Below are 24,037 nucleotides of genomic sequence, written 5' to 3'. Positions count from 1 at the left end.
GTGAGTAAGCGTCGAAAGAGCCAGCGCGCCGCCGCCGACACCACCCCCCGTCGCGACAAGGTGCGGGACGTCTTCGTGCCGCGTCCGTTCGACGGGCTGGTCGACGAGTCCGAGTGGATCGCGCTGCGCGAGTTGGTGCCCGCCGCCTCCGCCCCGCTGCGGCTGGCGCCCGCCCTGGTCGAGGAGTTCGGCGACCGGACGGCGACGCTCGCCACGGTGCTGCCCATGGCCGCCCCGGCGATCACCAAGCCGGACGGCCGGGTGCTGATCGGCCTCCAGCGCCACCAACAGTCCGGTGACGTGTCGCGGGATCTGGCCGACGCGTTGCTCAGCGCGCTGCGTGCCGAGCCGGGTGGCCAGGTGGCGGTGCCCCCACTGCCCGGCCCCGGGCCGCGGCTTCAGGACATCCTCGTGGACGGTCCGCTGGACATCACCATGCACGACGGTTTCGACTTCTGGCTCGACCCCGGTGCCGTCGACGATCCGACCGTCCAGGCGTCGCTGGAGCGGGCGAACGCGGCCATCTACCCGACGGTCCGACTGACCGCGGCGAAGGCCGCGTACTGGTGTCAGGTCCCGGAGAAGGCCCACGTCCGCTGGGTGTTGCCGGACGACGAGGACGCCGCCCTGGACGCGCTGGCCCGACTCGGCGCGGCCGGCACGTTGACGCTCGGCGAGCAGACCAAGTTCGCCGGCATGTTCCGCGCGCACGGTCGACTCGTGCCGGTCTGGGACCTGCCGGAGGAGACCCCGGCCGCCGAGTGGGAGGAGCCGGTGGCGCAGTTCGCCAAGCGGTATTCCGAGGCGCTCACCGGCACCGACCCACTCGACGCCGCCGGCCGCCGCGCCCGTCAGGGGCTGCTCGGCCGCCAGCTCACCCTGCGCTGAGCCTGAGCCGGGCTGTCGTCCCGCTCAGCGGGCGGCGGGCTGCGCCCGTCGCGTGCTCAGCCGGCGACGGGTAGCGGGTCGCGGGTTATGGGGCAGGACATGCAGCGCGGCCCGCCCCGCCCGGAGCCCAACTCGGAGCCGGCGATCGGGATCACCTCGATGCCGGCCCGCTCCAGTTGGGCGTTGGTCTCCGTGTTGCGCTCGTAGCCGACGCAGAGCCGGGGGGCCAGCGCGAGGGTGTTGTTGCCGTCGTCCCACTGCTCGCGTTCCGCGGTGACCGGATCCAGTCCGGTGTCGATGACCCGGAGCAGGTCGAGGTCCATCGCGTCGGCGGCGGCCCGCAGGAACGGCGCCGGCCCGTCCACCCGTGGGTCCTCGCCGTCCCCGCCGGCGATCACCGTGTACGCGGACAGCGTGCTGGCGATGTTGGGGTACATCAGGACGGCGTCCACGTCGACCATCGTGCAGACGGTGTCCAGGTGCATGGTGGCGCGCTTCTGGGCGATCGGCACCACCAGGATGGTGTGGGCGAGGCCGGCGGCGAAGACCTGCCGACCGAGGCGTTCCGCGCCGGCCGGGGTCGTCCGCTCGCCCACTCCGACCGCGAGGACGCCGGGTGCCAGCAGCAGCACGTCCCCGCCCTCCAGGTGCTCCAGGCCGGGGCGGTAGACGAACTCGGTGCCGGCGAACCGGGGGTGGTGGCGGTAGATGGCGTCGGTCAGGGTGGTCTCCCGGCGGCGGGCCGGCATGGCCAGGCTGGTGACGCCGACCCGGTCGCCGATCCACAGCGACGAGTCGCGGGTGAAGAGCAGGTTGGGCAACGGGTCGATGACGAAGTCGTGTCGGTCCATCAGCGTGTAGACCAGCCCCCCGGGCCGCTCGGAGCTGATCCGCAGCTCCTCGTGGGCCAGCCCGGCGGTGAGCACGTCGGCCAACGCGGCCGGGTCCAGGTAGGAGAGGTGGTCGGCGACGCGGGCGCGCAGCGTGTCGCCGAGCCGTCGGGAGCGCAGCACCTGCTCGGTGAGTTCGGCCCGGGCGTCCGCGACGGCCAGTGTCTCGGTCAGCAGGGTGGCCAGGTAGAGCACCTCGACGCCGCGTTCGCGCAGGGCGGCGGCGAACGCGTCGTGCTCCTCCTGGGCGCGCCCCACCCAGGGGATCGCGTCGAACAGGAGCGAGTCGTTGTTGCGCGGGGTGAGCCGGGCCAGTTCGGGGCCGGGCCGGTGCAGCAGTACGGTGCCGAGCCGGCCGACTTCACTGTCGACGTAGTGGGTCACTCCCGCAGCGTAGGGCAGGGTTTAGCGGCATCCGAGAAAAGAACTGTGGATGAATATGGCATTCATCCACAGTCACTCCGGCGCTCCGGCTTGCAGAACACCCGTAGTGGCGACGTAGGGTAGTGAGGACATAACTTCGAGGGACCTTTTGCCGGAGGTCGCGATGACTGTCTTTCCCGCACGACGAGCCGTACCGTCCGCTCGGGCACTGCCGCCCGTCGCGGTGCCGCACCCCCGCGTCGAGGCGCCGGGGGTTCTCGAACCGGTCCGTCCGACACCACTCGAATGGGCCCGCCGCCGTCGGGCCGAGCGGGGTGCCCGCCGCCTGGAGGCGGCCGGGGCACGGGCGCTGGGCCAACTCGACCACCTCGGGCCTGGCTGGCACGTGATCGAGTGGCCGCGCACCGACGCGACAGACATGCTCGACCACGGTCAGGACGAGCGAGCCGGGTTCCTCGCCATCGGGCCGAGTGGCCTCTTCGCCGTGACCATCGCCGATCACGGCCGGGCCCGGGTGCTCGTCGCCGGAGACGTGGTGCAGATCAACGGCAAGCGACCTCCGTACGTGGCCGAGTCCCGCCGGGACGCCAAACGGGCCAGCAAGGCCCTCTCCGAGGCAGTGGGGCTACCCGTTCCGGTGACACCGGTGCTGACCTTCGTCGGGTCGGGTGTGATCAGCGTCTACGGCCTTCCGAAGGACTGCCTGATGGCCACCCACCGGGAACTGGACCGGCTGCTCGTGGCCGGCGGCAGCCGGATCAGCCCCGCCACCGCCGAGAAGCTTTCCCGGGTCGCGCAGCACCCGGGCACCTGGCTGAACGGCACGTACCGTCCAACCGCCGACTACCGGTGGTACGACGAGGGCCGAACGGCCGCTGACAAGCCGGCCCACCGCCGGTAACGTCACCGACGACGCCACGCGGCTCCGGTCCCCCCGTTCACCTCACCGGTCTCCGCGCCGTCACCGGTCGCCTCGGTTCACGCTGCGCGCACCCGGTGACCCGGTGCGCTCGGTGATTCCGTCGGCGACCCGCTAGCGTGGACAGTCGATCGGTGCACATAGGAGGCGCGGTGGCCCACGTCGAACTTTCGCTCTCGGAAGCGTTCGTGCCGGCGGTGCGGGCCTCGACAGAGCCGGAGTCCGACAACGTCGGCCAATGGTCGTCGACAGTCTCCCGGGCCGACGAGCCGTGCCTGCTGATCGACGCCGACACCCGGGTTGTGGCGATCTCCACGGCCGGTTGCGAGCTGCTCTGCCTCGGTGAGCCGGCCGGGCTGATCGGGCGACCGTTGCTCGATGGCGGGCTGCGCCTGCTCGACTTCACCGCCAACCGGGGCGAGCTGACCGAAGCCGAGATCGACAAGATTCCGCCGCTGCTGGCGCTCTCCTCCGGCCGACTCGCCCGTGGGCTACTCAGGGTGCAGGCCGCCTCCGCGAACAGCTCCGACGCGACAGTCGACGCGATCTCCACCCCGGTGCTCACCGACGGCGCTGTCGCCGGCTCACTCACCTTCTTCTCCGAGGTCTGACCTGCGGCGCAGTGTGTCCTTCGCCGCACGCGGCGTTGCCGGGGAGGGTCCCCACGAAGCCGTAGGGTGCCCCCATGCTCGATATCGCTCTACTGCCGGGTGAATACGCTGTGTGCCGGCTGGCCGCCGGCACCACCCTGCCGTACGCGCTGTCGAGTGGGCTGCGCGGCGCGGACGTGGTGACCGTGAGCTGGACCTCCGACGGGATCTCCGTGATCTGCCCGACCGAGCGGGCGCCGGCACCGGCCGTGGTGGAGACGACCTGGCGCTGCCTACGGGTCACCGCCCCGGTGACGCCGGTCGGCGCCAGCAGCCTGGCCGCGCTGGTCGACCCGCTCGCCGAGGCACGGGTCAGTGCCGTCACGTTCTCCACGTTCGACACCGACTATCTGCTGGTGCCGACCGTCCGGCTGACCGAGGGCACGGCCGCGCTCCAGCGCGCCGGGCATCGCGTCACCGGCTGACCTTCACCCGACCGGCCGCTCACCCTACGATGGGCTCGGCCACCCCGGCCGCGAAGAATTCTCCGATGTCCCGAGGATCGGCCCGTGCCGTTCATCCCGCCCCCGCCCGCGTCCCCCTCACCGCGGTCGGCGATCCACCCCCCACCGGCGGCTCCTGGCCGGGCAGCCGACCGCGTTCCGGCGCGGAACCTCGCCCGGGTCCTGCCGATGGCGCTCGCCGTCGCGGCGCTGGCCGGCTGTGGCGCCCCACCCGGGCTGGCGGAGCCGACCAGCGTTCCCACCCACACCGCAGCCCCGACACCGTCCGGCCCGAGCACCCCGCCGACCACCCCGCCGACCACCGCGCCGTCTCTCGGCACTGTCACGCCCACCCCGGACGCCGGATTGGTCGCCACGCCCTGCCGCAACGGGCCGACCGGCCAGCGGGTGCTGCAACTGTTGCGCGGCAGGGCCGGGGTGCTGCCGGCGAACGTCCGGGTCCAGGTCCGCACCGGGCCGCTCTGCGCCGCCGACTGGCAGTTCACGGTGCTGACGGTGACCGGGCACGAGGAACTCCAGGTGGTCACCCGGGGCGAACCCGGTTCCCCGGTGCTGGTCACCGCCGGCACGGACGTCTGCACCATCGAGGTACGAGCCACCAGCCCGGCCGGGATTCGCGCCCTCGCCTGCGACGCCGGCCCGGCCAACGGGCCGGGTGCGTAGGCTGATCGTCATGCCGGGAACACCGCCGACACGTTTCGTCTTCCTCGGGCCGGAGGGCACCTTCGCCGAGCAGGCTCTGCGCTCGATACCCGCCGCCGAGCGCGGCACCCGTACGCCGGCGCGCAGCGTCGGAGAGGCGCTGGACAGCGTCCGCGCCGGCGACGCCGACGCCGCGCTGGTGCCGCTGGAAAACTCGATCGGCGGGGCCGTGGGCGTCACGCTGGACGAGATGGCCGAGGGCGAGCCGCTGGTGATCACCCGGGAGGTGATCCTGTCGGTGGAGTTCGTGCTCGCCGCGCGCCCCGACACCCCGCTGACCTCGATCCGCACCGTGGCGGCCCACCCACAGGCGTCCACCCAGTGCCGGGGCTGGTTGCGCAACCACCTGCCCGACGCCGCGGTGGTCGACGTGCTCTCCAACGGCGCGGCGGCCGCCGGTGCCGGCACGGGCGAGTACGACGCGGCGATCTGCGCGCCGATCGGAGCCTCCCGACACCGACTCACCACACTCGCCGACAAGATCGCCGACCACCCCGACGCGGTGACCCGGTTCGCGCTGGTGTCCCGCCCCGGGCCGCCACCCCCGCCGACCGGTGACGATCTCACCTCGCTCGCGGTCTTCATCGCCCACGACCGGGTCGGCGCGCTGCTGTCCGTGCTGATGGAGTTGGCCGTCCGGGGGGTCAACCTGACCCGGATCGAATCCCGGCCGACCGGCGAGGCGTTGGGCCGCTACGTCTTCTTCCTAGACTGCACCGGCCACGTGGCCGACGTACGCCTGGGCGAGGCGTTGCAGGGGCTGCGCAGGGTCTGTGCCGACGTCCGCTTCCTGGGCTCCTACCCCCGGCACCGGTGGGCCGAGGCGGGCGAACGCCCGGTGCCCGCGCCGGCGGGCCTCTCCGACGTCGACTACGCCGACGCGGCGGCCTGGTTGACCCGCCTGCGTACCGGCGAGTTGACCTGACCGGCGCGGACGCCCCGAGGGAACGGGAGCGCCCGCGCCGCCCTAAGGCTTGGATCGGGTGCGCTTCGCGCCACTGCCGATCAGCTCAGCAGACCGCCGAGCAGACCGCCCTCCTGCTGCTGCTGGCCACTGCCCATGACCGGCGGTTCCTCGGACGGCTGCACCACCACGAAGCCCTGACCGGCGAAGCTCATGGTGAACGACTCACCGGTGCGGCGCCCGAGCAGAGTGCCGAGGCCGAGCTGTTCGGCCCGGTGGTAGCCGGTCTGGAGGTTGGCCGACCAGCAGACCGCGGCCTGGGGGTCGACGTACGTCGGAGCGTCCACGTTCAGCACGACCGGAGTGCCCTTGGTGGTGATGGCGATCCGCCCGTAGCCGCTGAACACACAGTTGAAAAGACCGGAGGACGACGCCATCCCGGCGCCGCCGACCATCCTGATGTCGTACTGGAGGGTGGAGTCGAAGGCGAGCACGCTGCTGCCGTTGATGGAGAGGGCGTCGCCCGGCTCCAGGTCGATGATGTGCACGTCCTTGGCCAGCTCGGCGAGGAAGACGTCACCCTGCCCGGTAACCTTCATCAGCGGGACGCCCTCGCCGGTGAGCTTCTGCTTGAGGAACTTGCCGAGGCCACCCGAACCCAACGCCTGGAACTGCACATTCCCCTGGTAGGCGACCATCGACCCGACCCGGGCCATCGCCTCGCCGTTGAGCTCGATCTTCAACATCTTGGAGTTCTGCAACCGCATGCCGGGCTGCGCGGACTCCTTCTCCAGATTCTCCGCGGAGAACAGCTCGCTGCGCATGAAAGGGCCTCCTGAATAGGGTCGCGTTCGCTGCACCGACGGTAGGCGACCTCGGCAAGCACCGCCGTCGGACGGGCGGCGCGGCGCGTTCGGGTGGCGCGGGTGGGCGGGCGTCGAGCGGCGGGGCTCAGCCCCAGCCGAGCGCGTGCAGCCGCGCGTCGTCGATGCCGAAGTGGTGGGCGATCTCGTGCACCACCGTCACCGCCACCTCGTCGATGACGTCGTCGTCGTTGTCACAGATCCGCAGGATCGGGTGGCGGTAGATGAAGATCCGGTCGGGCAGCACGCCGGAATAGTCCCAACCGCGGTCGGTGAGCGCGTGCCCCTCGTAGAGGCCGAGCAGGTCGACCTCTCCCGGTGGTGGGTCGTCCTCGACCAGGATCACCACGTTGTTCATCAGGCCGAGTAGTTCTTCGGGCACCTCGTCGAGGGCTTCGCCGACCAACTCCTCGAAGCGCTCACGGCTCATCTCCACCGGCACCTCGCCCATTGTGCCCGACGCGGGGGCACGCGGCCCGGTCCTGCTGGACGACGGCGACCGTCATCCGCACCTGCACGGAAGGAGCGACCACCCGGAGTCGGGCGGAGGCTCCTTCCGTGGGCGTACGGTGTGGGCCGGCTGGCTCAGGCAGCCAGGCGGGCGTTGAGGGTGATCTCGGCACCCGGCGAGAGCAGGCGGGAGATCGGGCAGTTGGCCTTGGCGGCCTCGGCGAGCTTCTGGAACTCCGCCTCGTCGATCCCCGGAACCTGGCCGACCGTCTCCAGGTCGATCCGGGTCACGGACATGCCGGCGTCGGTCTTGTCCAGGTGCACCTTGGCGGTGGTCTCGACCGAGGTGGCCGTCGAGCCCGCGTCGGCAAGCGCCTTGGAGAACGCCATCGAGAAGCAGCCGGCGTGCGCGGCGGCGATCAGCTCCTCGGGGTTGGTGCCCTCACCCTCCTCGAAGCGCGACTTGAAGGAGTAGTTGCCGGACAGGCCGCCCTTACCGGTGCGGACGGTGCCCGCGCCCTCGGTGAGATTGCCCTGCCACTGTGCTGAAGCGGTACGGATAGGCATGGGGCAAACGCTAGCGGAAAGGCGACCCTCGGGCGACAGACCGGCACGCGCGCCAGCCCTGCGATCCCCGTCACCACCAGGTTGCTGTGCCATGATGCGACTCAGGTCCGTGACCGGCGGAAGGGTGGCCGATGTCCGAGGAGCTTCCGATCCCGCGGCAGGGCGACCGCTCCGAGGCCCCGGCGGTGATCGAGTGGGGTGCCGACGAGCCGGCCCGGCGACGCCGCTTCGCCTGGTCCGTGGCCGACCTCGCGCAGGACCCCCGGCTGCCCCTGCTGCTCGCCGGTCTGGGCGCGGTGGCCGCGATCGCCTCGCTCGTCGGTGAGTGGCTGGTGATGAGCCTGCCGAACGGCGGGCCGGTGGGCAACACGACGATCGAGGTGCCCGCCGGGGTGTCCGAGGTCGGTGGCTTCGGGGTCGGTTACCTGGTCGGGCTTCTCGCCCTGGTCTGCGCCGTGGCGCTGACGTTGCGCGGCACGGCGGCCGTACGGCCGAACGCCCGCCTGGCCGGCCTCACCCTGGCCGGTGCCCTGCTGGTGCTGCTGGTGGCGGCCACGGCCGGCCTCGACAACCCCGGTCAGCGAAACTTCTTCTACTCGCTCGAGGACGGCTTTCGGATCGAGTACGGCCGTGGGCTGGTGATGGCGTTCGTCGCCTGTGTGCTGTTCGCTGCCGCCCTGCGGCTGACCCCCGCCGCACCCCCCGGCGACTTCGACGGCCCACCGGACGTCGACCGGCCCGGCGACGCGCCAGCACCGCGCCCCCGGCGCCGCCGCCGGGACCCCGACCCGATCGAGGACGGCCTGCCGTCACCGGCCGACCTGACAGTCACCCCCGCCGCCCCCTTCGCCCGGCCCGACCCCCAGCCCTGACCGGCCCCCCTTCACCCGCCCACCGCCCGGGAGTGGGTGGGAGTTGGCGTCCGATTCGCCTGGAAGTCATGGATGCGACCCGTTCCGCGAGGTACGGTTGCTGACCCGCCGTCACTCCGAGACTCGGGTTCCCTGACCCTGGTGGTGCGACGGCGGCGGGCGAAGGAGGAACGATGACCCGCCCGGGACTACCGAAGTTGATCGCGACCGACCTCGACGGGACGCTGGTCCGCAGCGATGACACCGTCTCCGCGTACACCCATGGGGTGCTCGACCGGGTGCGCGCCGCCGGGATTCCGGTGGTCGGCGCTACCGGACGCGGCCCTCGGTTGACCGAGTTGACCCGCAACGACATCCGCGCCGCCGACTTCCTGGTGATGGCCGGCGGTGGACGGGTGGTCGACCAGAGCGACCCGAGCGGCCCGGTGGTGCTCCGCGACGAGCGGCTGCCCGCCGAGGTGCTGACCCGACTCCTGGCCGACCTGGAGGCGGAGGTCGGCCCGCTGACCGTGATGGTCGAGGCGTCCGACGAGCACGACGCCCCGCTGTGGGGCGACTACCACGAGAGCTGGCCGTACCAGGACCGCTTCGAGGCGCGCACCCGCGACGAGTGCCTCGCCTGCGACGTGATCAAGGCGTTTGCCAGGACCGCCGACCATCACGTGGACGAGCTGCTGGCGGTGGCCCGCCGGATCGTTTCGCCACAGGTCGCCACACTTACCCAGGCCGGGCTCGGCTTCATCGAGATCTGCCCGCCCGGGGTGGACAAGGCGACCGGGTTGACGGTGGTGGCGCAGACCCTCGGGGTCGACCCGGCCGATGTGCTGGTCTTCGGTGACATGCCCAACGACCTGCCGATGTTCGAGTGGGCCGGCTGGTCGCGGGTGGCCGTGGCCAACGCGCACCCGGAGCTGCGTGCCGTCGCCGACGAGGTGACCCTGCGCAACGACGACGACGGGGTGGCGGTGTATCTGGACCGGCTACTGTCCCGGTAATGGGAGACACACCCCGCCTCATCGCCACCGACATCGACGGCACGCTGATCCGCGACGACCACACCGTCAGCCCACGCACCGCCGACCTGCTGGCGCGGATCTCCGCGCAAGGCACGCCGGTCGTCCTGGTCACCGGCCGTCCGGTCCGCTGGCTCAAGATGGTGTACGACCAGCTCGACCGACCGTTGCCCGCGGTCTGCGCCAACGGCGCAGTGGTCTACGACCCGTTCTCCGACGAGGTGGTGCGGGCTGACCCGCTCGCCCCGAACCACCTGGCCGAGGTGGCCCGGAGGCTACGGGCCGAGGTGCCCGGGATCAGCTTCGCCGTGGAGATCCTGGACAGCCGGGAGATGCGGCACGAGGCGCACTACCCGCTGCGCTGGGACGCCGACGCCAGCGGCATCCGGCCGGTCGAGACGCCGGAGGAGTTGCTCTCCGTCCCGGCGGTGAAGCTCCTCGCCCGAGCCGGCGAGCAGGACCCGGATGCCTTCGCCGAGCTGATCGCCACGGCGGTGGCGGGGTTGGCCGAGGCCACGCACTCGTCGTCCTCCGGGCTGGTGGAGATCTCGGCGGCCGGGGTGACCAAGGCGGCGGGGCTGGCCTGGTACTGCGACCAGCTCGGGGTGGCAGCGGCGGACGTGCTGGCCTTCGGCGACATGCCGAACGACGTGCCGATGCTCACCTGGGCCGGGCGTGGTGTGGCGGTGGCCAACGCGCACCGCGCCGTCCTGGCGGTCGCCGACGACGTGACGACGGCGAACACCGAGGACGGCGTGGCGGCGTACCTGGAGAAGATCTTCGGGGTGGACTGAGGTCAGAGGTACTGACCGGTGTTGTGGCCCTCGCCGCCGCCCGGCTGGCCGATGCCCGGCATCCCGGGGACGACCCCACCGGGGCCGCTGGGCAACGCCTGCCGGCCGCCGCGCATCTGCTCCAGCTGCACCCGGGCGGCCATCTGCTGGGCAACCAGGGCCGCCTGGATGCCGTGGAACAGACCCTCCAGCCAGCCGACGAGCTGGGCGTGGGCGATCCGCAGCTCGCCCTCGCTGGGGGCCTTGTCCTCGGCGAAGGGCAGCGAGATGCGCTCCAGCTCGTCGCGAAGCTCGGGGGCGAGGCCCTCCTTCAACTCGACGATCGACCGCTCGTGGATCTCCCGCATCCGGCTGCGGCTGGCGTCGTCGAGAGGCGCGGCCTTCACCTCCTCCAGCAACTGCTTGATCATGCTGCCGATCCGCATCACCTTGGCCGGCTGTTCGACCAGGCGGGTCGGGTCCTCGCCCTGACCCTCGTCGGTCTGCATCGTGCCGATCGGACGGCCGTCCGGACCAACCACCACCACCGTGCCGGAGTGGCCGGAGTCGTCGGTGCCGGGCTCGTCGTTCTGTCCAGCGGAGCGCGCTTCGGTCATGGGGTCCATCTTTACCCAGCGGGCGCGACCCATGCCGCCCGGGACCGACTACCGGGGCTGAACCACCCGGGCGGGGCGCGCTACCGTCGCGCCATGCCTGTCGACCCGCGCGCCGTGTTGACCCGGCCCGCGCCGGAGCCCGACCGGACCGTGGCGTACGGGGACCACCCGGATCAGGTGGCCGATCTGCGCCTCCCGGCGGGAACCGGGCCGGCCCGACCGCTGGTCGTCGTCCTGCACGGCGGCTTCTGGCGGGCCGAGTACGACCGACGGCACACCGGCCCGCTGGCCGCAGCCCTGGCCGCCGACGGTTACCCGGTGGCGCAGCTGGAGTACCGCCGCACCGGGCAGCCCGGAGGCGGCTGGCCGGGCACCCTCACCGACGTACTGACCGGGGTGGCCGAGCTGCCGGCGCTGGCGGCCGAGGCGCTGCCCGGCCGGGTGAGCCTGACCGCGCCGATCCTGGTCGGGCACTCCGCCGGCGGCCACCTGGCGCTGTACGTGGCGGGCACCGCACCGGCGACGGTGGGTGGAGTGCTCGCCCTCGCTCCGGTGGCCGATCTGGGCGAGGCGTACCGGCGGGATCTGGACTCGGGTGCGGTCGCCGCTCTGCTCGGCGGCGGCCCGGCGCAGGTCCCGGACCGGTACGCGGCGGCGGATCCACGAATGTTGGTACCGATACAAACACGCACAGTAGTCGTTCACGGCTCTGACGATCATCAGGTTCCGGTGGGGATGAGCCGGGATTTCGTCGCGGAGGCGCGTGCCTCGGGTTCCGATATCTCCCTTGTTGAACTGCCCGGATGCGAGCATTTCGGGCTGATCGACCCGCAGTCCGTCGCCTGGCCTCCGATCCTTGCCGTGTTGCGGTCCCTGCACGATGATCATTAGCCATTGACGCAGCGTCGCGGACCAGGTAGAACGCCGTTGGGGCGGTGTTCGGCCCTGCAACGCTTCCGTGGAAGGAACTCGGTGTCGCAGATGAATCGCAGGCGGGCGCTCCAACTGATGGCCGCGCTCGGAACCACCGGGTTCGTCGCCGCGTGCGGCTCAGACGGTGACGCCGAGCCGACCGCCGACCGGGGCCCGATCAAGATCGGTTTGATCACGCCGCAGGCCGGTGGTTTCAAGAGCATCGGCGATGACATCACCAATGGCTTCCAGCTCTTCCTCGACCTGCACGACCAGCGGCTGGGCGGCCACTCGGTGGAGCTGCTGACCGCCGACGAGGGCGATACCGCGAAGACCGGCAAGGCTGCCGTCGAGGGCCTGCTCAAGCAGGGCGTGCTGGCGCTCACCGGCGTCGTCAACTCGGCGGTCATGGTCGGCATCCGGGACACCGTGGAGCAGGCCCGGGTCCCGCTGATCGGCTCCAACGCCTCACCGAGCAGCCTGCAGAGCGTCTTCTACATCTGGCGGACCTCGTACGTGCTCGACGAGGCCGGCAAGGCGCTGGGCCGCTACATGCGTGACCAGCTGCCCGCGAACGGCCGCGTGGCGATCATCGTGCCGGAGAACGTCGGCAGCCCGGACGTCGTCCGCGGCTTCCGGGAGGACTTCGGCACGAAGGACCCCCGGATTCGCGACGAGGTGACCTACACCAGCGCCACCTCCAACCCCGGCAAGACGACGTACGTCTCGGACATCAACAAGGCGCTGGCCAAGAAGCCCACAGCGGTCTTCTGCTTCTTCGCGGGAGCGGCGGCGGTGGAGTTCATCAAGCAGCTCCGCGAGAAGTTCGCCGGGCCGATCTACGCCCCCGGCTTCCTCACCGAGGGCAGCGTGCTGGAGAACCTGAAGAGCAACGCGCTGGGCATCCAGACGGCGCTGAACTACTCGGCCGACCTGAACAACACGTCGAACCGGGTGTTCGCCTCGGCGTACCGCAAGAAGTACCAGGTCACCCCCACGACGTACGCGATGGCGTCGTACGACGCGGCGCAGGTGCTCGACCAGGCCATCCAGCTGACCGGTGGAAAGCCCACGCCGCAGCAGGTCAACCTGGCCCTGGGCAAGATCGGCCAGATCGACAGCCCGCGGGGCATCTGGCAGTTCAACCAGCCGCGTACCCCGCAGCAGAAGTGGTACCTGCGTGAGGTCCAGCGCGACGGTCAGGTCATGTCGAACGTGCTGATCAACGAGCTGGCCACGCTGGGCTGAACGGGCCCACCGACGGCACGATTCGGGGCCGGTCTCCCAGTGGGAGGCCGGCCCCGGAACGTTCGCGGGTCAGTGCCGCAGCTCGGCGACGCAGCACTTCACGCTGCCGCCGCCCTTCTTCAGCTCGGCCAGCTCGACCGGGACCGGGGTGTACCCGGCCGCCTTGAGCTTGCCGGCCAGGCGGGTGGCCTCGCTGTTGAGCACCACGTTCGCGCCGTCGCTGACCAGGTTGAGCCCGAAGGCCATCGCGTCCTCGTCGTCGGCGATCACCGCGTCCGGGAAGAGCTGGGTGAGCACCCGCTGACTGGCCGCGGAGAACGCGCCCGGGAAGTAGACGACATTCGCGTCGTCGATGGCCGCGAGCGCCACGTCCAGGTGGTAGAACCGGGGGTCGATCAGGCGCAGCGACACCACCGGACGGCCCAACGCCTCCTGCGCCTCCGCGTGCGCGGGGATCTCGGTACGGAATCCGTGCCCGGCCAGGATGAGCCCGCCGTGCGCCTCCGGCACGTACGCGAAGTCACCCTCGCCCTCGTTGGTCTCGCTGGGTGCGATGAACCGCCAGCCCTGCGCGTCGTAGAAGGCGTGGTGAGCGGCGGCCTCGGCGGCCCGCTGCTCGTGCTTGAACCGGGCGCCGTAGACGCTGCCGTCCACCACGAAGCCACCGTTGGCGGCGTAGACCATGTCGGGCAGGCCCTGCTCGGCGGTGAGCAGGTGCACCTCATGGCCGAGGCCGACAAGCGTCTCGCGCAGCCGGTCCCACTGCTTGACGGCCAGGTCCCGGTCGACCGGGGTGGTCACGTCCATCCACGGGTTGATCGCGTACTCGACCGCGAAGTACTCCGGCGAGCACATGAGATATGTCCGCTTTCGCGGGAAGCGCTGCTGGTTCACGGTCACCAAGAGTAGGTACCGTGGAACGTTGAAAACAGCCACAAGTGTTGCTTCCCAAAGGCGGAACGTTGCAGATAGACGCGGTTGACCAGCGGATCATTGCGTTACTCGTCGCGGACGCCCGCGCGTCCTACGCCGACATCGGCGCCCGGGTGTCACTCTCCGCCCCGGCGGTCAAACGTCGCGTCGACCGACTGCGCGCCACCGGCGTGATCAGGGGATTCACGGCCGTCGTTGATCCGGCTGCCGTCGGCTGGACCACGGAGGCCTTCGTCGAGCTGTTCTGCGCCGGCCGGACCACCCCGGCGCAGATCGGCGTGGCCGCCCGCCGGCACCCCGAGGTGGTCGGCGCGTACACCGTCTCCGGGGAGGCGGACGCGCTCGTGCACCTGCGCGCCGCCGACATCGCCCACCTGGAGGCGGCACTGGAGCGGCTGCGCGCCGAGTCCTTCGTGACCTCCACCCGCAGCACCATCGTGCTCTCCCGGCTGGTCGAATCGCCCGGCGTCGGCCCGTCCGCCGGCACCTCTTGACCTCAACCCAGGTTGAGGAGATGGACTGGCCCCGAGTGGGCGAGGCAGCCCACCGGAGCCGAGGGGGCTGCCATGCGGGCGATCTGGTTACGTGAGTTCGGCGGGCCCGAGGTGCTGTTGCCCGGCACCGCGCCCGACCCGACCCCCGGTCCCGGCCAGGTGCTGATCGACGTCGCACACGCGAACATCACCTTCGTCGAGACCCAACTGCGCGCCGGTCACCCCGGCCCGTTCCGCCTCACCCCACCGCTGATCCCCGGCAACGGCGTCGGCGGGGTGATCACGGCCGTCGGGCCGGACGTCGACCCGGCGCTGACCGGGCGGCGGGTGGTCAGCGCCACCGGAGGCTCCGGCGGCTACGCCGAACGCGCGGCAGTCGACGCGTCGGCGACGATCGCGGTGCCGACCGGGTTGGCCCTGGACGAGGCGGTGGCACTGCTGGCCGACGGGCGGACCGCCACCATGCTGATCGAGGCGGTCGACGTCCGCCCCGGTGACCGGGTGCTGGTGGAAGCCGCTGCCGGCGGCGTCGGCAGCCTGCTGGTGCAGCTCGCGGTCCGCGCCGGGGCCCGGGTGATCGGCGCGGCCGGTGGGCGCCGGAAGGTTGACCTGCTCCCCGGCCTGGGCGCCGAGCTGGCCGTCGACTACCTGCTGCCCGACTGGGCCGAGCAGGTCCACGCCGCGACGGGCGGGGTCGATGTGGTGCTCGACGGGGTCGGCGGTTCGGTGGCCCGGGCCGCCTTCGACCTGCTCCCGCCAGGTGGCCGGATGGTCAGCTTCGGGCTGGCGAGCGGGGAGTGGTCCCCGGTGTCGCCGGAGGCCGCCACGGCACGGCAGGTCACCATCGTCCGGCCGGACGTGCCACCGGCCCGGCTGCGGGCGTACACCGAACAGGCCCTGGCGGACGCGGCCGCCGGCCGCCTGCGACCGCTCATCGGCCAGCGCTTCCCACTGGACCGCGCCGCCGACGCGCACGCCGCCATCGAGACGCGCGCGACGGTCGGCAAGACCCTGCTGGACGTGGCCTGACCGAACTCAGAGGTACATGCCGGTGCGGTGCTCCGACTCGTCGCGTCGGACCGGCTTGTCGCCCTCACCGAAGAACCGCTTGCCGCCGAACTCGCCGTGCAGACGGTCGTCCAACTCGTCGGCGAGACCGGTCATCACCTGCACGGCCAGCATCAGATGGGTCGCCTGGAAGTTGCGGCCGAACACCGGGATGGACGCCCACACGGTGTCGTCGGCGCAGTAGAGGCGGCCGATCGGCATCCGGTTCGTCAGCTCGGAGAGCTTGACGTAGAGCCGCTCGGTCGGCTCCACCTCGGTGAGCACCGGGGAGAAGACGTCCACCAGGGGCGGATTGTCGCGTACCCGCACGAAGACCATCGCCGAGCCGGCACGGATGGTGATGTCGCCGTCCGAGTCGATCTGCAACCGGTCGGCGTCCGACTTCAACATGGTGGAGACCACGGTCCGGACCCGATCGGCCAGGTCGAGCACGTCGTCCTGCTCGACCTGCGCGGCGGCCGCCTCGGCCAACGCCTCCTCCAGGTCCGCCTCGACGTCGGCGTCGGGACCGAACTCGCTGCGGGCGGTGCCCAGCGGTTCCACGGCCAACGGCTCGCCCTCGGCGTCGTGCACAAGATAGACGAGGAATGCCGGGTGCGGAGCGCCGTAGACGTCGCGCAGCGTGCGGGAGAGCAGGGTGGCGACCTGAGTCGACTCGGCCGTCGTGGCGTTCAGCCCGAAGGAACCGCCAGAGCCGGCGACCACCCCGGGCGGAGACCAACCCAGCGCGACCATGTCCGCCACCGCGCTTCGGTCCAGTCGGTAGCCCGCCGGCAGGGTGGAGTTGCCGACCGCGCGGGCGGACAACACCCGGTCCGCGTCCACGTCGACACTGATCGAATAGACGGCGTCCCCGGTGCCGGAGGCGGTGGGGTCCAGGGTCACGTCGAGGTGGGTGCCAACGGGAAGTTCCCGCAGCCGTACGGCGAGCGCACGGGCGAACTCCCGCCACGCCTCGGTCACCTTCGCCCGCAGGTCGGTGGTGCTGGGCTCGTCGAGCAGGATCGATTCCGCCGGCTCAGTCGAAGCGCCGGGCAGCTCACCGTGCGGCGCCGAGGGGTGGTCAGCCGTCATGATCGCCTCCGTCCGTCCCGATCACCCTACCCACGCCGCCCGTGGGCCGAATCAGCCCGGACCGGGATCGGACAGCGGCGGTCAGGGGGCCGTCGGGTCCGTGGGCTCCGCGTCCAGCCCGACCGGCCAGGCGCCCGCCAGCGCGCTGAGCCGGGCCGCGGCGTCCGCCGGGTCCGCGCCCCGGCCGACCGCCAACCCGAGGAGGTACGCGGTGACCGGCGCACCCGGACGCAGCACCTGGTGGGCGACGTCCCGGGCCAGATCCAGCACCGCCGGCACCGGCACCGCGGTCGAATCCAGATCCAACTCGGCGCACACCGCCGTGACCCAGTCGTCCATCACCGTCATCGCGCCCACTCCTCCGCCCGGCGTACGTCCTCGTCAGTGTCGCAGTCGAACCACGGCGGCGGGCCCTCGCCGGACCAGGCCACCTCCGACACGACGAGCCCTGCCAGCAACGCCCGCACCGGGGCCCCGGACAGGCTGCCGCCCCGCTCGACCGCCAACCGGTCCACCGCTGCCCGCAGCGCGGCCACCCGCCAGACGCCGCAGAGCGACTGCCGCCGCCCGTTCCCGTCCACGAAGCACGCCCCGTCGGGTCGCTCACCACCGCCGAGGCCGTCGCGAGCCCGCCTGAGGCCGCCGCGAGCCGGCGGTGCGGCGAGGTCGCCACGGACCAACGGTGCGGCGAGGCTGTCGCGGGCCGGCAGTGCGGCGAGGTCGCCACGGACCAACGGTGCGGCGAGGCTGTCGCGGGCCGGCAGTGCGGCGAGGTCGCCACGGACCAACGGTGCGGCGAGGTCGCCACGGACCAACGGTGCCGGATCGGTTCGGCCGCCCGCCGAACCGGTGTCAAGGGTCCTCCGGTCGAGGTGGTTCAGCAGATCGCCGATCGCGGCCCGGGTGAGCAACGGCAGGTCGGCGGCGAGCAGCGCGACCAAGGTGACGTCGGTGTCCAGCAGCGCCAGTCCGGCCGCCGCCGCGGCGACCGGGCCCCCGCCGGGCGGGTCCTCCCGGACGACCCGGACGCCCGCCGGCACGGCGTCGGCCGCACCGACGAGCACCCGCGGCGTCGCGTCGGCGACTGCGGCCAGCACCCGGTCGCGCATCGGTCGGCCGCCGACCGGAAGCGCGGGCTTGTCGACCCCGCCCATCCGCCGGGCGGCCCCACCCGCGAGCACCACGGCGGCGTACGTCCCCACCCGGCCACCGTAGCCGTGCCACCACCAACTCCCGCCACCCCTCACCCCGCCAACCCCGCACCCCGCACCCCGCACCCCGCACCCCGCACCCCGCACCCCGCACCCCGCACCCCGCACCCGGGTGATCATGGAGTTATCGCTCGACACGCCGACGACACGCGCGGCTAACTTCATGATCAACGCGCCCTGGGGTGGGAGCCGGGGCAACGCGCCCGGGGGTGCCGGGGAGCGCGCCGGGGGCGGGCGCCGGGGCACGCACCGGGGGCGTGTGCCTGGGGGCGTGCGCTTGGGCCGGGGTTGGGGTGGAGGATGGCGGGATGGGACGGGCGACTGATCGGCGGGGCGTACTCCGGATCGACCTGGACGCGGCGACCGCCGGACGCGGGGCGATCCGCCGGCCGGACACGCTCGCCGTGGAGGAGCCGCTGGAGATCCGCGTCGGCGCGGCCGGACCCGGCCGACGCCGGCCGCTGGCCGTCACCATGCGCACTCCCGGAGACGATCTGGACCTGGCCATCGGGTTCCTGCTGACGGAGGGGCTGATCCGGTCGACCGACGACGTGTTGACCGCGCAACTCTGTGCGGGCGCGGAGACGCCGAACACGTACAACGTGGTGGACGTGGTACTCGCTCCCGGCGTACCGGAACCGACCACCGACCCGTCTCGGAACTTCTACACGACCAGCTCGTGCGGTGTCTGTGGCAAGGCCAGCATCGACGCGGTACGCACCCGGTCGCTCTTCCCGGTCGCGGCGGACCCGCTCAGCGTGCCGGCCACGCTGCTGGCCGAGCTGCCCGACCGGTTGCGCGCCGCTCAGCGTGGCTTCGATCGGACCGGCGGGCTGCACGCGGCGGGGTTGTTCACCCCCGACGGTGAGCTGGTGGTGCTCCGGGAGGACGTGGGCCGGCACAACGCCGTGGACAAGGTGATCGGCTGGGCCGTGCGGGAACGCCGGCTGCCGCTCGCCGGGCACCTGCTGCTGGTCTCCGGGCGGGCCAGCTTCGAGCTGACCCAGAAGGCGTGGATGGCGGGGTTGCCGCTGCTGGCAGCGGTGTCCGCCCCGAGCACCCTCGCCGCCGAACTGGCCGACGAGGCGGGGATGACACTTGTCGGCTTCCTGCGCGGGCGGACCATGAACGTCTACACCGGGCCGCACCGGATCACCGTGGAGCAGCCGGCCTGACCCGAGCGGCCCGTCAGCGACCGATCCGGTCGATCAGGTCGAACAGGGCCAGCCGTGCGGCGGCGTCACGGGCGATCAGAAAACCGGCGATGCCGAGGATCCAGCCCAACGCGCTGCCCGCCTTCGTGACGATCCAGGCGTTCAGGCGGGCCAGCACCGGCTCGACCAGTCGCGGCCGGGCCACCCGGGCGCCCAGCAACAGCACCGCCGGCAGCACCATGACCAGGCAGTACCCGGCGAGCAGCACCACCACGCCCGCCGCTCCCACCCCCGAGGTGGCCAACAGACCCACCGCACCGAGGTACGGAAGCATTGTCGCCACCTCGGCGAGCGCCGCGAGCAGCGCGAGCCCGACCAACCAGCGGGCCGAGGAATCTCCGGCGGTGGCCCGGTCCCGCCAGCGCAGGACGCCACCGGTACGGGGACGCCGTTTGCCGTCGTAGCGGAAGCTGAGCGCCAGCATTCCCACGCCCAGCACGAGTTGTGCCCAGAGGACGCCCCGGTTGTTCAGGGCACCGCCCAGCGCGTCGCCCAGCCTGCTGCCTCCCCAGACCAGCAGCAGCCCAACCACGAGGTAGAACGCCGCGATGGTGGCGAGGTAGCCCAGGATCCGCCGAACGTTGACCGGCCCGGGGGCGAGCAGCAACCAGACCGGGATGAAGAGGGTGCCGATGCTGGTGCTGTCGATCAACGCCAGCCCGGCCAGCGACAGCAGCAACTCGGGGGTCATGTCGTACCAACGGGGAGAACGGTCACGAGATCATTCTCTGGCGGCGGCGAGCCCGCCGCGTCGGCCGTGGACAGGAGCAACGCGTACATCCTTCGACGGAGGCGTCACCGGAAGACCCGTCACGACAGATCGAGAATGCTCCAGTTGGTCGGTAGCACCTTCGCCGCCGCTGCGGGTTGCACCGTCGCGTAGTGCGCCTCGTGGGTGAGGGCCACACGGGCGGCATGGCCGAACGAGATGTCGCCGTCCACAGCACGGGCCAGCCTGCCGGTGTCCTGCACGTCCTCGATGACGAGCGGCAGCAGACGGATCATCGGGGCAGTCACCATCAGGCCCAGTAGCGCGGCGTCGATCTCGTCGGTCACGCTCGCATAGGCAGCCGCCAGGCAGGTCGCCGGAATGGCCACCTGCCGCCCCTCGTCGGCGACCTCCAGCATCAACTCCCCCACCGAGACGTTGCCCTCAAGGTAGGCGGTCAACGCCGACGCGTCGAACACGGCAGCGACCTGATCGCTCATCCGGCGCGGCCCAACATCCGGCGTCCCTCGGCCAGGGCGTCTGCCGGGATGGGGGTCGCCAGGCGCTTCCGCCACCGGGCCCTGCCCGCCTCGGTCACCTCGATCCCGGCGCGCCGCAGCACCTCGTCGAGGTGCGTCCCGTGCATCTGAGCCCGCACCGCCGCAGTGATGGCGGCCGAGACGTTGGGCTGCTGGTCGAGCCAGTCCGCGACGTCGTCGGGGAGGCTCACGGAGCGCTTCACTGTCACGGCCGCCAGCCTATCAACTCTGGTAGCACCTGCGGTATTACCGCGAGTGATCGCGTCCTCAGCGGCGGCCACGACGGCTCCGCCTGCGGGGGCGGACGACGCCGGGCATCCCGACCGACGGCCAGCCGTCCAGCTCGGCCGGGGGCACGCCCCGTCGGAGCAGGTCGTCCAGCAGCAGCGCGAGCGAGTAGTCGGGGTGCAGACTCAGCGTGCGTTCGAGCGCGACCGCCGCCAACGCGCCCTGCCCGGCGCGCCAGGCGGCGAACGCCAGCAGCGCACCCGGCGCGGCGGCCACCTCCGGCTCGGCGCGGCGCAGCACGTCGGTCCAGAGGGCGATGTCCCGGTCCCGGCCGTCGGTGCGCTCCCACGCGTGATCGCGGACCGGCAGGTGAGTCATCAGCAGGCTCAACCAGGCCACCTCGTCGTCGTCGAGCCGCTCACCACGCCGCTGCCGACGCTGGGCCTCACGGACCGCTGCCACCCCCGCGGCGCGCAGCGCCCGAGCCCCGAGCAGGTCGCTCTCGGGTGCCTGCTCGACCAGCTCGGCCAGTCTCAGCTCGGCGCGGGCGATGGCCGCGCGGGCCGCCTCCCGGGCCGGACCGTCCACCGGTGCCACCTGCGCCACCAGGGCGGCCCGGTCGGGGAGTGCGACCTGACCGGCGAAGACCGCCGAGGCGGTCACCCGGTTGGCGCTCGGGTCGTAGCGGCGACCCTCAGGCGGGCAGCACTCGGGCTCGGCGCAGAGATAGGACCACCAGCGGCCGTCGGTCACCCGCAGCGCGTCGAGCACGTGCAGCCCGAAGTCGTTCAGCGCGTCGCGCAGCGCGTCCACCGCCGGGGTGACCCGCTCCGGTTGCCCGTAACCCACGACGGTGACGGCATCCGCGCCCTGCCGGCGGAGCACACCAGCCAGGTGCCCGGCCAATCCGCCCGGCTCGCTCGGGTCGGGCAGGTCCGCGCGGGCGGCGAAGACGATCTGTCGGCCGACCAACGCCACGGTGACGACGCTGTCGGCCGGGTGGAAGCCGAGCAGGTACGGCACAGCGGCGATCAGGTCGGCGGGTGAGCGGACGGCGAGTTGAGGGCGTTCGGTCGAGGTCATGTCGGAAGCCTGCGGCGGGTGTGCCGGGCCCGGCCACCCCTGTGGACGACACGCGGCTTATCCACAGTTACTGAACGTGTTTTTCCTGTTCAAGCCCCACTTACAGCTGCGGAAAGAGCGCCGATCTCGTCGCGCGACACCTGGCTGTCTCAAGGAGCGGTTACCGTGCGCTGATGGACCTGGCGTACCTGCGCGCGCATCCGGCACACCTTCCGACCTTCCGGACCCATCAGCGGATCCGGGAGACGCCGGTCGCCGGTGGAAACATCTGCGCGGCCGCCCGGCTCACCCTCGACGACGGCCACTCCGTCTTCGCCAAGTCCTGGCCGGAGGGCGCCGACCGACCGGCACCGGAAGGCTTCTTCGCCGCGGAGGCCGCCGGCCTGCGCTGGCTGCGGGAGGCCGGCACGGTCGGCGTACCAGAGGTGATCGTGGTGTTGCCGGAGCTGCTGGCGCTCGACTGGGTGGAGCCCGGCGAACCGACGCCGCAGGCAGCGGAGCGCTTCGGCCGGGAGTTGGCCGGGCTGCACCGGGCGGGCGCGACCGCCTTCGGCGCCACCTGGCCCGGCTTTATCGGCTCGCTCCCACAGGACAACACCCGCACCGGCGGGCGCTGGTCGACCTGGTTCGCCGAGCGGCGGCTCGCCCCCTACCTGCGACGCTCGGTCGACGGTGGCGCGCTGACGAGTGCCGATGCCGCTCTGGTCGAGCAGGTGATCGGTCGCCTCGACGGGCTCGGCGGCGACGAGCCGCCCGCGCGCATCCACGGCGACCTGTGGCCGGGCAACGTGCTGTGGGGGGTCGACGACCGGGCCTGGCTCGTCGACCCGGCGGCGCACGGTGGGCACCGGGAGACGGACCTCGCCCAGCTCGCCCTCTTCGGCGGCATCCCCCACCTGGATCGCGTGCTGGCCGCCTATCAGGAGAGTTGGCCACTACCGGACGGTTGGCCTGACCGCGTGCCAGTGCACCAACTGCATCTGCTGCTCGTGCACACGGCACTGTTCGGCGTCAGCTTCCGAGATGTGGTCGTCCAGACCGCCCGTGGCGTCCTGAGCCGGGCCGAGCGCGCTACGGTCGACAGGTGAGCGTCGCCCCGGGGACCAACGGCGTCCTCGTCGACCGGTACGGCCGTGTCGCCCGGGACCTGCGCGTGTCCCTCACCGACAAGTGCAACCTCCGCTGCACCTACTGCATGCCGGCGGAAGGGCTGCCCTGGCTGGCCGGCCCCGAGTTGCTGACCGACGAGGAGATCGTCCGGCTGGTCCGGGTGGCTGTCGAGCTGCTCGGCGTGACCGAGGTGCGGTTCACCGGCGGCGAACCGCTGATCCGGGCCGGGCTGGTCGACATCGTGACCGCGGTCGCCGCCCTCGAACCCCGCCCCCGGGTCTCGCTGACCACCAACGGCATCGGCCTGGACCGACTGGCCCCGGCGTTGCGGACGGCCGGCCTGGACCGGGTGAACGTCTCACTGGACACCCTGGACCCGGACCGGTTCACCACCCTCACCCGGCGCCCCCGCCTCGACGCGGTGCTGGCCGGGCTCGCCGGGGCGGCGACCGTCGGGCTCAGCCCCGTGAAGATCAATTCCGTGCTGATGCGTGGTGTCAACGAGGACGAGGCGCCGGCGCTGCTCCGCTTCGCCCTCGAACACGACTACCAGCTGCGGTTCATCGAGCAGATGCCGTTGGATGCCCAGCACGGTTGGGCCCGCGACACCATGGTCACCGCCGACGAGATCCTGGCGTCGCTGCGTACCGTCTTCGATCTCACCGCCGACCCGACCGAGCGCGGCGCGGCACCGGCGGAGACCTGGCTGGTCGACGGAGGCCCCGCCCGGGTCGGCGTGATCGCCAGCGTCACCCGCCCCTTCTGCGGGGACTGCGACCGCACCCGGTTGACCGCCGACGGCCAGGTCCGCGCCTGCCTCTTCGCCACTCAAGAGTCGGATCTGCGCGCCGCGCTGCGCGCCGGTGCCGACGACGACGAGTTGGCCCGGTGCTGGCGTACCGCAATGTGGGGCAAGCGCGCCGGGCACGGCATCGACGATCCCACCTTCCTCCAGCCGACCCGCCCGATGTCAGCGATCGGAGGCTGAGCGTGGAGGCGCCACCGCTGACCGTCCGCTACTTCGCGGGCGCCCGCGCCGCCGCCGGCCGCGCCGAGGAGGCCGTCCCCGCCGGGCGGTCACTGGACGACCTCACGGCCGAACTGACCCAGCGTCACGGCGGTCGGCTCGCCGGGGTGCTGCGGGTGGCGAGTTTCCTCGTGGACGGCGTCACCTGTCATGATCGTCAGGCACCCCTGCCGGCCGGGGCCACGATCGATGTCCTGCCCCCGTTCGCGGGCGGCTGAGGGAGGCTGCACG

Annotated in this window: 30 protein-coding genes; 17 read left to right on the top strand and 13 right to left on the bottom strand. The window is 72.2% G+C overall.

What is annotated here, in order from left to right; all coding sequences use genetic code 11:
• Positions 1-888 (top strand): DUF5926 family protein, encoded by an 888-nt coding sequence (locus AB0877_RS18555; protein ID WP_366610127.1) that lies wholly within the window; start codon positions 1-3, stop codon positions 886-888.
• 56 nt (positions 889-944) lie between these two features.
• On the opposite strand, the gene AB0877_RS18550 is transcribed toward AB0877_RS18555, so the two are convergent.
• On the bottom strand, positions 945-2,162 hold the full coding sequence (locus AB0877_RS18550; protein ID WP_366610125.1) for an arginine deiminase: 1,218 nt from the start codon (positions 2,160-2,162) through the stop codon (positions 945-947).
• Positions 2,163-2,325: 163 nt separating this feature from the next.
• On the opposite strand from AB0877_RS18550, the gene AB0877_RS18545 reads away from it, so the two are divergent.
• The 5 genes from AB0877_RS18545 to pheA all read left to right on the top strand — a co-directional run bounded on the left by AB0877_RS18545 (position 2,326) and on the right by pheA (position 5,822).
• A complete protein-coding gene (locus AB0877_RS18545; protein ID WP_366610123.1) occupies positions 2,326-3,063 on the top strand; it encodes a hypothetical protein in 738 nt (245 codons plus the stop codon).
• Positions 3,064-3,233: 170 nt separating this feature from the next.
• Positions 3,234-3,692, top strand: coding sequence for a hypothetical protein (locus tag AB0877_RS18540; RefSeq protein ID WP_366610121.1), 459 nt, complete (start codon positions 3,234-3,236; stop codon positions 3,690-3,692).
• Positions 3,693-3,766: 74 nt separating this feature from the next.
• Entirely contained in the window at positions 3,767-4,156 is a 390-nt protein-coding gene (locus tag AB0877_RS18535; protein WP_366610119.1) for an ACT domain-containing protein, read from the top strand.
• Between the two features lie 84 nt (positions 4,157-4,240).
• Positions 4,241-4,858, top strand: a complete 618-nt coding sequence (locus AB0877_RS18530; RefSeq protein WP_366610117.1) for a hypothetical protein — start codon at positions 4,241-4,243, stop codon at positions 4,856-4,858.
• A gap of 10 nt (positions 4,859-4,868) precedes the next feature.
• Entirely contained in the window at positions 4,869-5,822 is a 954-nt protein-coding gene (pheA, locus tag AB0877_RS18525; RefSeq protein WP_366610115.1) for a prephenate dehydratase, read from the top strand.
• Between the two features lie 80 nt (positions 5,823-5,902).
• Here the strand turns inward: pheA and AB0877_RS18520 are convergent, their stop codons facing one another.
• The 3 genes from AB0877_RS18520 to AB0877_RS18510 all read right to left on the bottom strand — a co-directional run bounded on the left by AB0877_RS18520 (position 5,903) and on the right by AB0877_RS18510 (position 7,681).
• Positions 5,903-6,625 carry an AIM24 family protein gene (locus AB0877_RS18520; RefSeq protein WP_354969821.1) on the bottom strand — a complete coding sequence of 241 codons (723 nt, stop codon included), beginning with the start codon at positions 6,623-6,625 and terminating at the stop codon, positions 5,903-5,905.
• Positions 6,626-6,752: 127 nt separating this feature from the next.
• Entirely contained in the window at positions 6,753-7,100 is a 348-nt protein-coding gene (locus AB0877_RS18515; RefSeq protein WP_366610277.1) for a metallopeptidase family protein, read from the bottom strand.
• Positions 7,101-7,249: 149 nt separating this feature from the next.
• Positions 7,250-7,681: an OsmC family protein gene (locus AB0877_RS18510; RefSeq protein WP_366610113.1), complete on the bottom strand. Its 432-nt coding sequence runs from the start codon at positions 7,679-7,681 to the stop codon at positions 7,250-7,252.
• A 131-nt stretch (positions 7,682-7,812) separates the two neighbouring features.
• Between AB0877_RS18510 and AB0877_RS18505 the strand changes: the two genes are divergently transcribed.
• From AB0877_RS18505 to AB0877_RS18495, 3 genes are all read left to right on the top strand, one after another.
• A complete protein-coding gene (locus AB0877_RS18505) occupies positions 7,813-8,553 on the top strand; it encodes a hypothetical protein (protein ID WP_366610111.1) in 741 nt (246 codons plus the stop codon).
• A gap of 173 nt (positions 8,554-8,726) precedes the next feature.
• Positions 8,727-9,548, top strand: a complete 822-nt coding sequence (locus AB0877_RS18500) for an HAD family hydrolase (protein WP_366610109.1) — start codon at positions 8,727-8,729, stop codon at positions 9,546-9,548.
• The gene (locus AB0877_RS18495) at positions 9,548-10,360 is read left to right on the top strand and encodes an HAD family hydrolase (RefSeq protein WP_366610108.1); all 813 of its coding nucleotides are present in this window, start codon (positions 9,548-9,550) and stop codon (positions 10,358-10,360) included. The genes AB0877_RS18500 and AB0877_RS18495 overlap by 1 nt, the downstream gene beginning before the upstream one ends.
• Before the next feature lie 2 nt (positions 10,361-10,362).
• Here AB0877_RS18495 and AB0877_RS18490 read toward each other — a convergent pair whose 3' ends face one another.
• Positions 10,363-10,965 (bottom strand): bacterial proteasome activator family protein, encoded by a 603-nt coding sequence (locus AB0877_RS18490; RefSeq protein WP_366610106.1) that lies wholly within the window; start codon positions 10,963-10,965, stop codon positions 10,363-10,365.
• 84 nt (positions 10,966-11,049) lie between these two features.
• Here AB0877_RS18490 and AB0877_RS18485 point away from each other — a divergent pair, with 84 nt between their 5' ends.
• Positions 11,050-11,847 carry an alpha/beta hydrolase gene (locus tag AB0877_RS18485; protein WP_366610104.1) on the top strand — a complete coding sequence of 266 codons (798 nt, stop codon included), beginning with the start codon at positions 11,050-11,052 and terminating at the stop codon, positions 11,845-11,847.
• Positions 11,848-11,928: 81 nt separating this feature from the next.
• A complete protein-coding gene (locus AB0877_RS18480; RefSeq protein ID WP_366610103.1) occupies positions 11,929-13,116 on the top strand; it encodes an ABC transporter substrate-binding protein in 1,188 nt (395 codons plus the stop codon).
• Between the two features lie 69 nt (positions 13,117-13,185).
• Here the strand turns inward: AB0877_RS18480 and ddaH are convergent, their stop codons facing one another.
• The gene (gene ddaH / locus AB0877_RS18475; RefSeq protein ID WP_366610101.1) at positions 13,186-14,019 is read right to left on the bottom strand and encodes a dimethylargininase; all 834 of its coding nucleotides are present in this window, start codon (positions 14,017-14,019) and stop codon (positions 13,186-13,188) included.
• A 59-nt stretch (positions 14,020-14,078) separates the two neighbouring features.
• On the opposite strand from ddaH, the gene AB0877_RS18470 reads away from it, so the two are divergent.
• Positions 14,079-14,543 (top strand): Lrp/AsnC family transcriptional regulator, encoded by a 465-nt coding sequence (locus tag AB0877_RS18470; protein ID WP_030331732.1) that lies wholly within the window; start codon positions 14,079-14,081, stop codon positions 14,541-14,543.
• A gap of 72 nt (positions 14,544-14,615) precedes the next feature.
• On the top strand, positions 14,616-15,572 hold the full coding sequence (locus tag AB0877_RS18465; protein WP_366610099.1) for a zinc-binding dehydrogenase: 957 nt from the start codon (positions 14,616-14,618) through the stop codon (positions 15,570-15,572).
• Between the two features lie 6 nt (positions 15,573-15,578).
• Here the strand turns inward: AB0877_RS18465 and AB0877_RS18460 are convergent, their stop codons facing one another.
• The 3 genes from AB0877_RS18460 to AB0877_RS18450 form a co-directional block, all read right to left on the bottom strand.
• Positions 15,579-16,685: a hypothetical protein gene (locus tag AB0877_RS18460; RefSeq protein ID WP_366610098.1), complete on the bottom strand. Its 1,107-nt coding sequence runs from the start codon at positions 16,683-16,685 to the stop codon at positions 15,579-15,581.
• A gap of 81 nt (positions 16,686-16,766) precedes the next feature.
• Complete coding sequence (locus AB0877_RS18455) at positions 16,767-17,033, bottom strand: DUF6457 domain-containing protein (protein ID WP_366610097.1); 267 nt, start codon at positions 17,031-17,033, stop codon at positions 16,767-16,769.
• Positions 17,030-17,887 carry an NTP transferase domain-containing protein gene (locus AB0877_RS18450; protein WP_366610096.1) on the bottom strand — a complete coding sequence of 286 codons (858 nt, stop codon included), beginning with the start codon at positions 17,885-17,887 and terminating at the stop codon, positions 17,030-17,032. Before AB0877_RS18450 ends, AB0877_RS18455 begins: the two co-directional genes overlap by 4 nt.
• Positions 17,888-18,204: 317 nt before the next feature.
• Between AB0877_RS18450 and fdhD the strand changes: the two genes are divergently transcribed.
• Positions 18,205-19,071, top strand: coding sequence for a formate dehydrogenase accessory sulfurtransferase FdhD (gene fdhD / locus AB0877_RS18445; protein WP_366610094.1), 867 nt, complete (start codon positions 18,205-18,207; stop codon positions 19,069-19,071).
• A 13-nt stretch (positions 19,072-19,084) separates the two neighbouring features.
• Here the strand turns inward: fdhD and AB0877_RS18440 are convergent, their stop codons facing one another.
• The 4 genes from AB0877_RS18440 to AB0877_RS18425 all read right to left on the bottom strand — a co-directional run bounded on the left by AB0877_RS18440 (position 19,085) and on the right by AB0877_RS18425 (position 21,669).
• Positions 19,085-19,801: a GAP family protein gene (locus AB0877_RS18440; protein WP_366610093.1), complete on the bottom strand. Its 717-nt coding sequence runs from the start codon at positions 19,799-19,801 to the stop codon at positions 19,085-19,087.
• Positions 19,802-19,920: 119 nt separating this feature from the next.
• Positions 19,921-20,319, bottom strand: coding sequence for a hypothetical protein (locus AB0877_RS18435; RefSeq protein WP_366610091.1), 399 nt, complete (start codon positions 20,317-20,319; stop codon positions 19,921-19,923).
• Positions 20,316-20,567, bottom strand: a complete 252-nt coding sequence (locus AB0877_RS18430; protein ID WP_366610089.1) for a hypothetical protein — start codon at positions 20,565-20,567, stop codon at positions 20,316-20,318. Before AB0877_RS18430 ends, AB0877_RS18435 begins: the two co-directional genes overlap by 4 nt.
• Positions 20,568-20,625: 58 nt before the next feature.
• The gene (locus AB0877_RS18425; RefSeq protein ID WP_366610087.1) at positions 20,626-21,669 is read right to left on the bottom strand and encodes a DUF4192 domain-containing protein; all 1,044 of its coding nucleotides are present in this window, start codon (positions 21,667-21,669) and stop codon (positions 20,626-20,628) included.
• Positions 21,670-21,842: 173 nt separating this feature from the next.
• Here AB0877_RS18425 and AB0877_RS18420 point away from each other — a divergent pair, with 173 nt between their 5' ends.
• From AB0877_RS18420 to AB0877_RS18410, 3 genes are read left to right on the top strand one after another with little or no spacing between them, the layout of a single operon-like run.
• Positions 21,843-22,757 (top strand): fructosamine kinase family protein, encoded by a 915-nt coding sequence (locus tag AB0877_RS18420; protein WP_366610085.1) that lies wholly within the window; start codon positions 21,843-21,845, stop codon positions 22,755-22,757.
• Positions 22,754-23,767, top strand: a complete 1,014-nt coding sequence (gene moaA / locus AB0877_RS18415) for a GTP 3',8-cyclase MoaA (protein ID WP_366610084.1) — start codon at positions 22,754-22,756, stop codon at positions 23,765-23,767. The genes AB0877_RS18420 and moaA overlap by 4 nt, the downstream gene beginning before the upstream one ends.
• Positions 23,768-23,769: 2 nt before the next feature.
• A complete protein-coding gene (locus AB0877_RS18410) occupies positions 23,770-24,024 on the top strand; it encodes a MoaD/ThiS family protein (protein WP_366610082.1) in 255 nt (84 codons plus the stop codon).
• The last annotated feature ends 13 nt before the right edge of the window (positions 24,025-24,037 follow it).

The organism is Micromonospora sp. NPDC047644 (assembly GCF_040704315.1).
Taxonomy (GTDB): domain Bacteria; phylum Actinomycetota; class Actinomycetes; order Mycobacteriales; family Micromonosporaceae; genus Micromonospora.
The sequence above is the reverse complement of the archived record's forward strand: the minus strand, read 5'-3'. Positions and strand labels throughout refer to the sequence as shown.